The organism is Cupriavidus phytohabitans (assembly GCF_000426345.1).
Classification (GTDB): Bacteria; Pseudomonadota; Gammaproteobacteria; order Burkholderiales; family Burkholderiaceae; genus Cupriavidus.
Map to the genome: position 1 here is coordinate 20,875 of NZ_AUFE01000036.1, position 13,695 is coordinate 34,569.

At 64.8% G+C, this 13,695-nt stretch carries 11 protein-coding genes and 1 pseudogene; 4 read left to right on the top strand and 8 right to left on the bottom strand.

All coding sequences use genetic code 11. The features are described from left to right. Positions 1-131: 131 nt before the first annotated feature. Positions 132-1,112: a LysR family transcriptional regulator gene (locus K309_RS0122900; protein WP_029048594.1), complete on the bottom strand. Its 981-nt coding sequence runs from the start codon at positions 1,110-1,112 to the stop codon at positions 132-134. 113 nt (positions 1,113-1,225) lie between these two features. Here K309_RS0122900 and K309_RS0122905 point away from each other — a divergent pair, with 113 nt between their 5' ends. The 3 genes and pseudogenes from K309_RS0122905 (at position 1,226) to K309_RS37080 (ending at position 3,569) form a co-directional block, all read left to right on the top strand. Continuing rightward, the gene (locus K309_RS0122905) at positions 1,226-1,774 is read left to right on the top strand and encodes a 4-hydroxylaminobenzoate lyase (RefSeq protein WP_029048595.1); all 549 of its coding nucleotides are present in this window, start codon (positions 1,226-1,228) and stop codon (positions 1,772-1,774) included. A 3-nt stretch (positions 1,775-1,777) separates the two neighbouring features. Next, positions 1,778-2,488, top strand: a complete 711-nt coding sequence (locus K309_RS0122910; protein WP_029048596.1) for a nitroreductase — start codon at positions 1,778-1,780, stop codon at positions 2,486-2,488. 162 nt (positions 2,489-2,650) lie between these two features. Next, positions 2,651-3,569: pseudogene (locus K309_RS37080) on the top strand (oxygenase MpaB family protein). 14 nt (positions 3,570-3,583) lie between these two features. Here the strand turns inward: K309_RS37080 and K309_RS0122920 are convergent. From K309_RS0122920 to K309_RS40180, 7 genes are all read right to left on the bottom strand, one after another. Further along, positions 3,584-4,312: a GntR family transcriptional regulator gene (locus tag K309_RS0122920; RefSeq protein WP_029048597.1), complete on the bottom strand. Its 729-nt coding sequence runs from the start codon at positions 4,310-4,312 to the stop codon at positions 3,584-3,586. Between the two features lie 95 nt (positions 4,313-4,407). Next, complete coding sequence (locus K309_RS37085) at positions 4,408-5,652, bottom strand: NAD(P)/FAD-dependent oxidoreductase (RefSeq protein WP_035878164.1); 1,245 nt, start codon at positions 5,650-5,652, stop codon at positions 4,408-4,410. 3 nt (positions 5,653-5,655) lie between these two features. Beyond that, positions 5,656-5,979 (bottom strand): 2Fe-2S iron-sulfur cluster-binding protein, encoded by a 324-nt coding sequence (locus tag K309_RS0122930; protein WP_029048598.1) that lies wholly within the window; start codon positions 5,977-5,979, stop codon positions 5,656-5,658. A 21-nt stretch (positions 5,980-6,000) separates the two neighbouring features. Beyond that, positions 6,001-7,437, bottom strand: coding sequence for a glutamine synthetase family protein (locus tag K309_RS0122935; RefSeq protein WP_029048599.1), 1,437 nt, complete (start codon positions 7,435-7,437; stop codon positions 6,001-6,003). 79 nt (positions 7,438-7,516) lie between these two features. Beyond that, complete coding sequence (locus tag K309_RS0122940) at positions 7,517-8,833, bottom strand: aromatic ring-hydroxylating dioxygenase subunit alpha (protein ID WP_029048600.1); 1,317 nt, start codon at positions 8,831-8,833, stop codon at positions 7,517-7,519. Positions 8,834-9,674: 841 nt separating this feature from the next. Continuing rightward, positions 9,675-10,301, bottom strand: coding sequence for an FMN-dependent NADH-azoreductase (locus tag K309_RS0122945; protein ID WP_029048601.1), 627 nt, complete (start codon positions 10,299-10,301; stop codon positions 9,675-9,677). 108 nt (positions 10,302-10,409) lie between these two features. Further along, entirely contained in the window at positions 10,410-12,089 is a 1,680-nt protein-coding gene (locus K309_RS40180) for a pyridoxamine 5'-phosphate oxidase family protein (RefSeq protein ID WP_051320558.1), read from the bottom strand. A gap of 302 nt (positions 12,090-12,391) precedes the next feature. Between K309_RS40180 and K309_RS0122955 the strand changes: the two genes are divergently transcribed. Next, positions 12,392-13,615, top strand: coding sequence for a Rieske 2Fe-2S domain-containing protein (locus tag K309_RS0122955; RefSeq protein WP_029048602.1), 1,224 nt, complete (start codon positions 12,392-12,394; stop codon positions 13,613-13,615). The last annotated feature ends 80 nt before the right edge of the window (positions 13,616-13,695 follow it).

The following is a 13,695-nucleotide window of genomic DNA, read 5'->3' on the forward strand; positions in this document are numbered from 1 at the left end:
AGATAGGCGGGACTAGCGTAAAGGTGCAGCGGAAACTGACCGATCTGCTCGGGGCCCTTCTCTTGGTCGCAGGCCTATCTTGGCCGGAGGCGAAGTCGCCCCTCCAGCCACGGGCGCGCATGCCATGACTACTACTCGAGCGCCTCTTCCACGGCTTGAGCGATCTTCGCGATCATCTCGCGCAGCCAGGAGTGACCGGCGTCGTAGTCGTCGCGTTCATGCCAAACCGCACGCATGGTCTCAATTCCTGCTTGGTACGGCGGATGTCGGCAAATCAGGTCGCCACTCTTGGTGAGAGCCACTGCCAGCGAAGCCGGCACAATCGACATCATGTGCGTATCACGAAGCAGCGCTGGAATGGCGAGCGAGTGCGGAACGGTAACCCTCAACCGCGACATCGCCTTCGACTGAAGCAGCGCCTTCTCTAACGCACGCCGGTCGAACATCTCCGACTGCCGCGCGAGGCCGCGCTCAACGATGAACCCCCCTACCGCGCCTTCTTCCTGCCCGCCGACGGATAGGGTGACAAGGGGGTACTTTGCCAGATCTCGGATGGTGAGCTTCCGTCGGGAAGCAGGATGTCGCTTGCACATCAAGATTGACTCTCGCTGGGACATCAGCGCTCGGGAGTTCAGGCGGGGCGGAACCTGGGAAAAGATGCCGATGGCAAGGTCGATGCGTCCCAGGTCGATCTGCTCGGCCAAGTCCAGCCGCGTGGAAGGTCGGATGACGAGGTCGACGCCCGGGGCAGCCTCTTGCAACTCGCGGGACAAAGGCGCAACGATCACTTCCGTGACGTGATCGTTCGCCGCGATGACAAAGCGCCGTTTTGATGTCTGCGGGGAAAACAACTCCACGCCTAGCGCGTCCTCGATGCGACGCAGTGAGTCCAGCAGCGCGGGCGCCATCGCCGTGGCACGGCCGGTCGGCACCATGCCCTTCCCCATGCGCATGAAAAGCTCGTCGCCGACCAGCTCGCGCAGCCTCCGGAGCGCATGGCTAACCGCCGATTGCGTGAGATTGAGGCGCTTGCCCGCCAGTATCAGGTTGCGCTCCTCATAGACGGCCTCGAACACCTTCAACAGGTTCAGGTCTGTGCGGCCGATGCTCATGATGTCGCTCCCTCAATTGAATTACATGCATTATGCAATTGCAAAGACATCAATTCCATTCAACTCATGGTTCGCGCATGATGACATCCAGCCATTTGACAGGAAACGACACCATGACGGCCGAAACCCTAATCCAGGATCGAGAAGCGCTGATCGAGCGCTGCATCCCTTTCCTTGAGGAAGTGAAGGACCTGACTACCAGCACCGCGGTCGAGCGCTGGTTGAACGAGAAGTACGGCCCTGACAGCGAGCTCTACCAGATGCTGGCCCGCCTGGTCAGGAAGGGCGTGGAGGACGGCTGGGCAGCGAACGTCGAGATCGAAGGCCCAGCCTACCGCCGCAGCCGCATCGCCGAGCCCAGCGAACGCACGCTCCACTTCAGCATCACAGCTGTGTATATGGATAGCACCGGCAACAGGCAAGGCCACCCTGACCATCGATTCCGCGGGCAATACCACGGGCATCCCTATGGCGAGTTCAACATGGTCATTCCGCTAAATCCCGGCGCCGCGCTGAACGGACCGAATGGCTGGTGCTTCAGTGGCTGGACCGCCCCGGCGCCTGGTAGTCATCACTATCCGGAAGCGAAGGGTGGCGCCGTGATCGCGCTGTTTTTCCTGCCCGCTGGTCGGATTTCGTACCACGACGTCCCGCAGGAGTAAGCCATGGCAGAAGCGCCAATTGAATGGTCGCAGGAGGCGGTCGCCAGATGCATTGCCGACGTCGTGAGCGCCCGGCGGGCCATCCGTGCCTTCAAGCCTGAGCCGCTGCGCCGGGAAGACGTAGAAGACATTCTGGAAGCAGCCGCGACCGCGCCGAGCGGGGCCAACACCCAGCCGTGGCGGGTATATGTGGTTAGCGGCGCGATCAAGGATGAATTGGCCAATGCCCTGGTCGCTGCCTCCCGCGCCGGAACTGCACCCGCCCCGGCCCATTTCCCTGAGCCATTGCCGGACGTGTTCCGCGCGAGACTGATCGATTTCGGGGCGCGCTACTACGCTTCGCTCGGCATTGATCGCAACGACCACCTGGCGCGCGCGCGGCAGACCGAACAGAACTTCTCATTCTTCGGCGCACCCGTGGGCCTCATCATCAGCATTGACCGGAGATTGAAGCCGCACAGCTGGATCGACATCGGCCTGTTCGCTCAGAACCTGATGATCGCCGCGAAAGCGCGCGGCATCGACACATGCCCGCAGGTTTCCTTCGCGCCGTTCCATGACGTGCTTGCCTCGCATCTGCACATGCCACCGGAGGAAGTAACCGCCTTCGGTATGGCCATGGGATATGGAGACCCGGAAGCCAGGGTCAATAAGACGAGAATGCCACGGGAGCGCGTGCAAGACTTCGCGAGGCTCTTCGGATTTCCGGCTTGAAACTCACGGCAAATGCTCCAGCGGATGTTGCCGGAGCCGGCGCCGGCAAACCCTTTTGCCAGGCGATCACTTCCTTTTCGTGCCGATCGTCTTGTCACGCGGGCCCCGCAATTCCTCATGCGGCGCCCATGGAATCCATGCTTTCTCGCGAGGCACGGGGATATGGAGGCGATTCTGTCGAGACACTGTTCGCCAATCGAGGCGCTGCGGCGCCGCATCGAGGGAAAGATCTGGTCGGTGACGCGCACGTCCACGGGCCACCTCATCGATCTCTCGACACCTCACGGCGATCCCGGCCTGTTCGGCCCGGCCGCCGTCTGCTGGCAGGTGCACGACGACTTTCCGACGATGCTGGTAGGTGGCATCCGTGCGCTGATGCTTCAGGCGTTGCATCCGCTGGCATTGGCCGGTGTGCTGGAACACTCGATCTATCGGCAGGACATGCGCGGCCGCTTGGCGCGCACAGCCCAGTTCGTGGCCGGCACCACGTACGGTAGCGTCCGCGATGCCCACGGATTGATCGTGCATGTGAACGGCATTCACCGGGGGTATTGCCGGCGTCAGTGCCGATGGACATCCCTACACCGCCACGGACCCTGCCCTGCTTCGATGGGTGCATGTGGCCGAAGTTTCGAGCTTTCTCGATGCCCACCTGCGCAACGTGAATCCGCAGCTGGCGCCTGCGGACCAGGATCGATATCTGGCGGAAACGGCCACGGTCGCGCGATTGTTGGGCGCGACAGACGTGCCGGAGACGCGGGCAGGGCTGAAAGCGTGCATCCAGGAACAGCGTGGCGAACTGGTGGCCAGCCACCGCCTGCACGAAGTCATTTTGCAGCTTGCCACGCAAGCCGGTGCCAACTGCGCCGAGCGACTGGCCATGCAGATCTTCGTCGGCGCCGCCATCCGCCTGCTGCCGCAGTGGGCCAGCGCCATGGTGGGCGAAGCATTGACGCGATTCGTTCACGGATGGACTGAGCCGGCCATGCGCGCCGCCTGCGTGGTGCTGCGCTGGTCGATCCGGAACAGCGCGGCGATGCGCGCACGTGCGCGCGTCGCATCACCGCAGACCATTTCATGACACTGAGTTCAGGCTCAGGCAGCGGTCACGAACAGACGCATCGCGGGCATGACCTGCGATGCCTGTTCGGGGCGATCCAGCGCCGTCTCCAGGTTCAGGCGGGCCACGTTCACGTGTTCGGTGGCCAACCCCTGGGCACGGGCGCCCTCCCCGCGTTGCATGGCATCGAACAGGCTGTGATGCTGGCGATGGGCGTAAACCAGCCACTGCTGGCCTTCCTCCACGGCGGATTGCATGGGGAGCATGGCGCTGGCCGCGGCGAACGGCAGCCGGTTATTAAGTTCGATGGCGCGCGCCAGCGCGCTGTTGCCGCTACCCTCGACGATCAACGCGTGGAAGCGGTCGTTCATATTGCTATATGCCACGTAGTCGTCATAGTCGAGCTGCGCCTTCATCAGCACGCGGTCGCCTTCGCGCAGGCAATCCTGCAGATCGAGCGACAGTTGCCGCGACAGCCCGTGCTCGGCCACCAGCCGCGCGGCCATGCCTTCCAGATGCCCGCGCACGGCGATGGCGTCCTGGATCTCGCGCGGCGTGAAGCGCCGCATCATGTAGCCGCTGCTGGGAGAAGGCTCGATCAGCCCTTCCTGCTCGAGCGAGGCCAGCGCCAGCCGGACCGGCGTGCGGGACACGCCGAGCTTCTCCGCCAGCGGAATTTCCGCAAGACGTGCGCCCGGCTCGAACTCGCCCTTCAGAATCAAATCCCGCAGCTGTACCAATACCCGCGTCTGGTGGGATTCCATTTCGCCCCTTCTCAAGTGGATCTCTGGCAGCCCTGCATACCAAACTGGCAAGCATTGCATGCAATGCCTGGTATGGTACACCAGCGAGGGCGCAATCAGGCTGCCGCAAGCGACTTCAGGGGGATCGATTCGTCCTGTAGCGCCATCGGATCCGGCCGTACCCGTGCCGCGATCAGGCGCCGGGCGGCAAGATGGTCGATGGGACGGTTGACCGTGTCGGCGCCGATGAGGGTGCCGTCGCGCAGATAGAGCGCGGTGAACTTGCCACTCTCCATGTCGCCGCGCAGCACGATCTGCTCATGGCCTGTCGAAGCCCCGGCCATCTGGAGCTTGTAGCCGTATTGGTCGGACCAGAACCACGGCACGGCCTCGTACGGCGTGGCACGACCGGCCAGCGTGGCAGCGGCGACCCGGGCCAGGTCATTCGCGCTCTGGATCGACTCCACGCGCATGCAGCGATCGGGCCCCACTCCCTGCCCCACGGCATTGAGCCACGGGTTCGGGTACGCTGCGCAGTCGCCGGCGGCCACGATCCGCGGATCGCTGGTCCGTGCATAGCGATCCACGACGATGCCGTTGTCGACCACCAGGCCGCAGGCTTGGGCCAATTCGACATTCGGCACCACCCCGAGCCCCGCCACGACCATGTCGGCGGCAATCACCTCCCCCGACTCGAGCTCGATCGCCTCCACCGAGCCATGGCCAAGCAAGCGTCGCACGCGCGATGACAGATGGAACCGGACGCCCTGATGCGCATGGGCGCGCATCAGGAACGTCGAGATCAGCGGCGGCACTGCGCGTTGCAGCAGCCGGTCCTGCATCTCGACGACAGCTACCTCGACGCCAAGCGTGCGCAGCGCAGCTGCCACCTCCAGCCCGATGAAGCCCCCGCCGATCACCACTGCGGTCCGGGACCGGCTTGCGGCATCCCGGATCGCGCATGCATCCGCCAGATTGCGCAGATAGTGCACGTTACCGAGGCCGGCGCCTTCGCACGTCAGCGTCCGGCAGCGTGCACCGGTGGTGAAGGCCAGATGCGCGTAGCCGATCTCGCTGCCATCAGACAGTTCGACCTTGCGCCCCTCGCGTTCGATCCGAAGCGCCGTGACGCCGGTCCGCAGCGTGATGCGCTCCTCCGCGAAGCGCTCCGGCGACTGCAAAGGCAGGCTGGATGCGTCCACCTCGTTGCGCAGGAAAGCCTTTGACAGCGGCGGACGCTGATACGGCGGATGCGGCTCGTCGCCAACCATGGTGATGTTGCCCGCAAAGCCGTTGGCGCGCGCGGCCAGCGCAAGCTGGGTGCCCGCGTAGGAAGCGCCGATGATGACGAGATCGGCCATGGACTACCCCTGCTTCTCGGGCACACGCACCACCATGCCGTCCAGCGCGTCGCTGATGACGATCTGGCAGCTGAGCCGGCTGAAGTCCGTGCGCGCGGCGGCAACGCCTTCGAGCAGCTCGTCCTCCATCTCGTCGGGCGTCGGCAGCATGTCCAGCCACGCCTCGTCGATATAGACGTGGCACGTGGCGCACGAGCAGCAGCCGCCGCACTCGGCGTCGATCCCGCGCACGTTGCCTGCGATGGCCACTTCCATCAGCGTCTTCCCAATGGCCGCGGCCACTGTCTTCGTATTGCCGTCCTTCAGGACGTAGGTAATTGTCGGCATGACATCCTCACTGCATGATCATTAGAACGTGTCGAAGTACTCGCGCTGCTCCCAATCGCTCACTTCGAGGTTGAAGCGATCGATCTCGGCCTGCTTGATATGACAGAAGTAGTCGACGAAGCCGCTACCCATGCCCTCGCGCAGCACTTCATCGCGGCGCAGGCAATCCAGCGCCTCGCCAAGCGTCTTCGGCAGGCACGGCGCCGGCGTTTCGTAGGGCGAGTCGGCGGACGGTCCCGGATCCAGTTGGCGCCGGATGCCGTCGAGGCCCGATACGGCCTGGGAGGCCAGGTACAGGTACGGATTGGCCGCCGGCTCGCCCACGCGGTTTTCGATGCGCGTGGCCGGATCGCCGACGCCACCCAGGACGCGCAGCATCGCCCCGCGGTTGTCGCGCGCCCAGATCGCGCGGTCCGGCGCCAGCGAATAGGCACGGAAGCGCTTGTAGCCGTTGATCGTCGGCGTGGAGAACGCGGTGGCACCGCACGCGTGTTGCAGCAGGCCCCCCAGGTAGTGACTCCCCACCGCCGAGAGGTCGTCGCCGTCGCGCTGGGGCACCATCGCATTGGCGCCATCCTGCACGCGCTGAAGCGACTGGTGCAGGTGCCATCCGCTCGACACCACGTTGCTGATCTTCGGCCGGCACATGAACGTGGCGTGGTAACCATGCCGCTTGCAGACCTGCTTGACGGCGCTGCGGAACAGCACCATGGCATCGGCCGTCTCGCATGGCGAGGCCGGCGCGAACGTGAATTCGAACTGGCTCGGTCCGAACTCGATCTCGAGCGAGCGCACCGGCAGCCCGAGCTGTTGCACGTTCTTGCGGATCAGCTCGATCACGGTCTCCGTCGCGTCATAGCGCAGTTCGGTCAGGAACTGGTAGCCGTGCGATAGCAGGCCGACGTCAGGCGGCTCGCCCGGCTGGCCGGCATCGTCGGGCTTCATGTGTTCGCCCAGCAGCCTGAAGACGTGGAACTCCACCTCGAGCCCGGTAACGAGCCGGTAGCCTTCGGCCTCCAGCCGCTGCTCGGCGTTGCGCAGCACGCGGCGCGTGGCGTACGGCACGGCGCGGCCATCCTGGAAGTACGGATCGCAGAGGATCCAGCCGGTATTCGGCGCCCACGGCAGCACCTTGAACGTGACGGGATCGGGAACGAGGGTGACATCCGCGCCGCCCTGCATGCCGGGGATGTTGAAGCCGCCGCCCGAGGCAAACACGGGAAACACCGTGCGATGCGAGGTGTCCTTGGCGAACAGCGTGGTGGTGACGTTCAGGCCGCTGCGCAGGGCCTTCACGGCCTCCGACGCGACGAGGGCCTTGCCGCGCAGCACGCCGTGCTGGTCGGGGAAGGAAAAGCGAACGACCTCGATGTCTCCCGCGCTAATCCGCTGTGCGACTTCGTCTGCCGCGCGCGCCTGCGCATCGGTCCAGAGGCCGAATTTGTCTACAAATGCCATATGGGTTCGGCCATCCGCGCCGCGGCACGCGCGCGGTCAGGCCGCCTCGGTAGTTGATGGGTTGTCTGGTACGATGACGTCAGGCGCGCGACGCCCACTCCGAGTCGGCACGGCGCTTCGCATCGGCACTGCGCCAGTAGGCATCGTGCTCCATGTTGCCGACGCTGACGCCGTCGATCGACGGCGGCCCGGTCAACGCGCTGGCCTGTGCGGCATCCACCATCATCAGCGCCTTCTCGCCACGCTCGTTGGCTTCGATGGCGGCCACCAGTTGCTTGCGGTAGGTGATGATCCCCTTGTCGGTGGTGCCAAGATGCTCGCGGGTGCGGTCCTGGATCGGCCCCTGCGACTCCACCGCCCACTGGTCGTGCACGTTGATGTCGTTGCCCATGCCGGTGTACGTCTTGGTCAACTGCTCGTACGGGTTGAAGCCGTACTGGTTGGCCTTGTTCTGGCGCGGGCGGTAGTCGGGCAGCTCGTACAGCGCCAGCCGCTGGTCGCGCATCTGCTGCTTGTTCACCGGCTCGGTGAAGCTCGTGAAGATGGCGTACCAGTAGCAGCTCGTGTCGTCGATGGGCACGTGCCATTGGGCGATGGTCATCTCGGCGCTCATCGGGATGATGAATGCCTGGGGGAAGACCACGTTGGTCACGCGCACGTGTTGCTGGCCATCCCCGAGATCGCGCAGCGCGGTCAGGCGCATGCCGTAGTCGGTCGGCGCAAGGTTGATTTCCGGGCACTCGAACTCACGCAGCACCTTGGTGATCGGCATGGCCGAGTCCGCCGAGGCGCCGCGGAACTGCTTGCCATAGCTTTCGGAGGTGTCCTCGTCCTCGAAAAAGCGATGGAGGAACGAGGCGTGCGCCGGGTCGATTCCGACCTCGAGCGCCTGGAGCCAGTTGCACTCAAGCAGCCCCTTGAACGCGAACGTGTACTGGTTCGGGGCGACGAAGCAGTCGAAAGCCGGAAAGGCGGGCGGCTCGCCCTCGCCGATAAAGGCAAACAGCATGCCGCTGCGCTCGACCACCGGGTAGGCGCGCTGCTTGATGCGGCTGCACAACTTGCTGCCAGCCGGCTCCGCCGGCGTTTGCAGGCACGTGCCGTTGCGGTCGAACAGCCAACCATGGAACGGGCAGCGCAGCCCGCCATCCTCAAGCCGCCCGAAACTCAGGTCCGCACCCCGATGGGGACAGTCCCGATCGAGCATGCCGTACTGGCCTTGCTCGTCCCGAAACACGACGAAGTCCTGACCCATCAGACGCACGGCCCGCACCGGGCGCTCGCCCTCGAATTCGTCGACCAGCGCAACCGGCTGCCAATACTGGCGCAGCAAGCGGCCGGCCGGCGCATCGGCCCCGACGCGGGTAATGAAGTCGTTCTGTTCCCTGGACATCATGATGGGGGATCTCCTGATCGATGTGGTTTGTGGATGGTTGGCCGACGTCGCATCGGCGCGTTGTATGCAGCAATACTAGCCGCTGCATACAGGTAAAACAAGATGAGGTTTTAGGCGAGCGGTGACTCATCTCGCCCGGCTCTACATTTGACATGAACAAACTTTTATAAATTATTGATATAACTACATTTATGTCACAACTATTTCCGGATCAGACACCCGTCTAGGTGTTTACCCTCCAGACAGGATCATTCCGCATTGCATGCCGTTTTGGATTTTGATGTACGCCTATGTGTGCACATTGCATGCACGCGCCAACGGTCGCGTCTCATGGGCTGGAGTTCAGAAATGGTCAGAATCCTCACCGCCGGGTATCAAAGTCGGGCGGCAAGCACATGGGCCGACACGGAAGTCGAGGTCATCGAATATGGCGAGCTTCAGGACGTGGCGCGCCCGATTGGATCGCCGCGGGTCAGCCTGCGGGCGGCCTTGCGAGAGACGGGCGGGCACATCGAGGCCCGCCACCACCCGTCGCGACCGCTTACCGACGCGTATCGGGGCAGCGATCACCTGAGCCTGATCGAGCGCGGCGGGGAGGCGTATGGCCACACGCCCTTCATTCGCAGCTTCCGGTGCGTGGCGGTGCATTTCTCCGACGCTTTGCTCCGCGATGCGTGCGACGCCGTGGACACCCCGCATGCCGCGGACCACTTGCGTTCCCGCCTGATGCGGTTTTGCCGATCAGGCCCATATGACCACCTGCTTCCGGCGTATCGCCGGCAATACGCCTGCCCGTATGCGGCGCGAGCGCGCCTGAGTGAAGGCGGCTGGCGGCGTGCTGCTACAGCACACCCGCGATGGCGGCAGCGCGCCCGAGCGCCTGTTCACGCGAGGCCGGCATCGCCGGGGCGTCAGGGTGGGTCGGGCCAAAGGTGATGGTCTCGATATCGTCCACGCCAATCATGCGGAGCCAGTCTTCCATATACGGTTTCTGGTGATCGAACGGGGCGAGCGGCGTGCCGGCCGAATAGTCGAAGGAACTCGCATAGATCACCACGGCGCGCCGGCCGAGCACCAGGCCCTCGTAGCCACGCTCGGGCGTCCACTTGAAGGTCAGGCCCGGCTGCGTGATGACGTCAATATAGTGCTTGAGACGGTACGGCAGGCCCCAGTTCCACATCGGCACGCTGAACAGGAATACGTCGTACTCGCGCAGGCGCCCCACTTCGCGCTGCACGGTCTCCCAGGCAGCGGCCTGCGCCGGCGTGTGCTCGCGCCGGGCCAGGATCGCGTACTTGGCGTTAAGCACGTCCTCGCGCATCTCGGGCAGTTCGAGCTGCCAGAGGTCGAGCGTATCGACCTGTGCATTGGCGCGGGTGGCGGTGTAGGTCTCTAGCAGCGCCTGCGCCACCATCCGGGATTGGCTGTTCTCTCGCGGCGAGCCGACGATATGGAGGATCTTGGTCACACTGAATTCCTTTGCATGGTTCGCCGATGGCATACGGGAATCTAGTCCGCGCAGCCATCGGCCGTCTTTCACTGGATTGCCGCGCTTTTCACGCGGCTGCGCTGATGCTCAAAGATCCACGGCCAGCGTCTCGCCCTCCACCCAGCAGACACAGACGCAGGCCAGCCCTTCCTCGCTGCGCTGCGCGTCGGTCAGGAAGCGGTCCCGGTACGACACCTTGCCGTCTCCGAGCAGCTTTGTGGCACACAGGCCGCATTCGCCACGCTTGCAGCTGTGGGGCACCGGAATGCCAATCGACAGGGCGGCGTCGAGGATCGACGTTCCGGGCTCCACGCGCAGTTCCCGCTTGGACCGGGCGAACAACACCGTCACGGGCTTGTCACTGCTCAGCGGCGCCGGCGCCTTGAACAGTTCGTGATGCACGCACGCTGGCGGGAAGCCAACCGCGCTGGCGGCCTCCACCACGGCATCGATCAGTGCCGCCGGCCCGCAGGTGTAACTGTGCGTGCCGGCGTCGCGGCCGGCGAGCACTTCGAGCAGGCGCATCCGTGCGCCCTCGCCTGCCGAGGTGTCGTAGAGGTGCAGTGCGTCGCCACAGATCTCGCGGAGCGTGTCGACGAATGCCGCACCACCCAGGCCGCGCGCGCTGTAGTGGACTTCGAACGAGGTGCCCGCCTGTTGCAGCGCGCGTGCCATGGCCACGATCGGCGTGACGCCGATGCCGCCCGCGATCAGGATGGCGTGGCGTGTGGCGGGGTCGAGCGGGAACTCGTTCACGGGTACCTCGATTTCCAGGGCAGCACCCACCTCCACCTCGTCATGGAGGTAGCGCGAGCCGCCGCGCCCTTCGTCCTCGCGCAGCACGGCGATGTCGCACCAGCGGCCATCAGGCGCCGCCTCCACCACCGTATATTGGCGCGCTTCGCGGGTGCGATCATTCAGCACCGTGCCGATGCGGACATGACTGCCAGCCGGGATCGGCGGCAGCGCCAGTCCCCCTTCGATGGCCAGCCGGAAGCGCTTGATGTCGTGGCCAACCATCTCCGTCTCGCTGACGGTGACCGGATACCGGCCATCATGCGCATTGACCTCGGCCGGCGTCCGGTACCCGGCGCGCTGGGCAAAATCCTTCACGTAATCCGGCGTCGCCACCGACTCATGCAGGCGCTTGGCGGGCCGCCCCGGCAACGCCACCGTGGCCAGCGGAATCTCTCCCGCCCAGCATTGCTGCTTGTACAGCGCCTCTCCGCCGAAGATGGCCAGGCCATCGGCCGGCGGGCCCGACCGGCGCTTGGCCGAGCCCTCCTCGATGCGCATGCGCACCATGATGATGCTGTGCAGCTCGGCCTCGGAGGGCTGCTTCACCTCGTGCCAGCGGCCCGGGAAATAGCGCGACAGGAAGTATTCGAGCTGCTCACGGCGCGCCTTAGGCGCCGCCACGCCTTCCGGGCGCCCGAAGACCATGACCGAGCGATAGTTCAATGTGTGCGCCGACGCCAGCCGTGACAGCACATAGCCATCCAGCAAGGTGAAGTTGACGCAGACATTCACACCCTGGGAGACGTGCTTCAGCATGCGGCTGCCTGCGGACCCATGCCAGTAGATGTAATCGCCATGGCGCCAGACCATGGTCGGCGTGGCGAATGGCTGGTCGTCAATCTGATAGGACACCACGCCGTACAACGCGGCATCGATGATCTCGTGGATGGCCTGCTTCTCATTGGAGCCCCGGCCGCCGAACAGGCGTACCCGTGAGCGGTCGGTAACCGGGTAGCTGGTGTCGTTCATGTTCCTATCCTTATGCGGCCCTGATGCCGCGTTCTACGGGTGACGCCATGCTCCCGCACGATTGGTCCGGGCAAAAGGACCAATCCCGGCGAGACGACCATGCCAATTCCCGCTCCCGCCCAAAACTTCCCCAACGAATTTCTTACCCAACCCACTAGGGATAACCCGGGACAATGCCCCCGGGGAATGGACACCGCAAGGGCTTCCGTCTAACTTACCCATGTACTTATCTTCTACGGAAGATATTAAGCGAGATATACACCGGCGCGCCGGAGAGCCCCACCTTTGAAGGAGAACCCACGATGACTACTGCTGATGAAAACGAATTGCTGACCCGTGTCGAGAACGGCGCGCCGATGGGGCGCATGCTGCGCCAGCTCTACTGGATGCCGGCGGTGCTGTCCTCCCGCCTGGAAGCGGATGGCGCGCCGGTGCGCGTGCGCCTGTTCGGCGAGAACTTCGTGGCCTTCCGCGCCACCGATGGCCACATCGGCTTCCTGGACGAGGCGTGCCCGCACCGGGGCGTGTCACTGGCCCTGGGGCGCAATGAAGACTGCGCCATCCGATGCATCTTCCATGGCTGGAAGATCAGCGTGACCGGGGACGTGCTGGAAGTCCCTAACGAAGCCTCGAACCCGGATTGCTTCCGCGGCACGGTGAAGGTGCGGCATTTCCCGACCGTGGAAGGCGCCGGCATCGTCTGGGTCTGGCTGGGCGAAGGCGAAGCACCGCCGCCGCCGAACTTCGAATGGATGAACCTTCCGCCGAACCAGGCCTATGCCTGTGGCATCGAGCTGAACGCCAACTGGCTGCAAGGCGTGGAAGCGACGATCGACTCCTCGCACATCGCGCTGCTGCACCAGAGCTGGCTGGAGAGCTCGCCCACCGACATGGCGGCCACGCGCGTCAACTCCGCCGTGCGCTACCAGTTCGAGAACACCGACTACGGCATCCGCGCCGCTGCCCTGCGGGAAGCCCCGGATGGCTCCTGCGTGGCCCGCGTGACCGAGTTCGTGATGCCCTACTACGGCCTGATCCCGCCAATTGGCATCGGCGCCGCACAGGATCGCACCGTCATCATCGCCGTGCCCATTGACGACACCCACCTGATCCAGTGGTACATCTACTACAACACAGAGCGGCCGGTCGATTCGATGAAGCGCACGCAACGCGCCAATACCTGGCCGATGGCGGGCGGCATTCCGGGCGGCCCGGAGCAGAACTGGGGCCAGAACCGCAGCCTCATGCAGCACGGCAACCACACGGGCTTCCACGAGATCGTGATCGAGGACTTTGTCACGCAGGTCAGCATGGGTCCGATCGTCGACCGCACCAAGGAGTACCTGTGCTCGGCGGACCAGGCCATCATCCGCGTCCGGCGCCAGTTACTCGACGCGGTGCGCCGCTACAACACGGGGGTGCTACCGGCCAGCGCCACGCCGGAGGGCCGCAACCATGCCGCCATCCGCGCCACGGGCGGCCGGATGGCCTCCGCCGAGCAGGACTGGCGCACGCTCCCGCGTTGAACGCCAGCCATCATCCCGCTTGAAATAGCTGGCGGGCGGCGCCCCGCCGCGCCGCTCGCCAACCGTTCGCCTTATCGGAA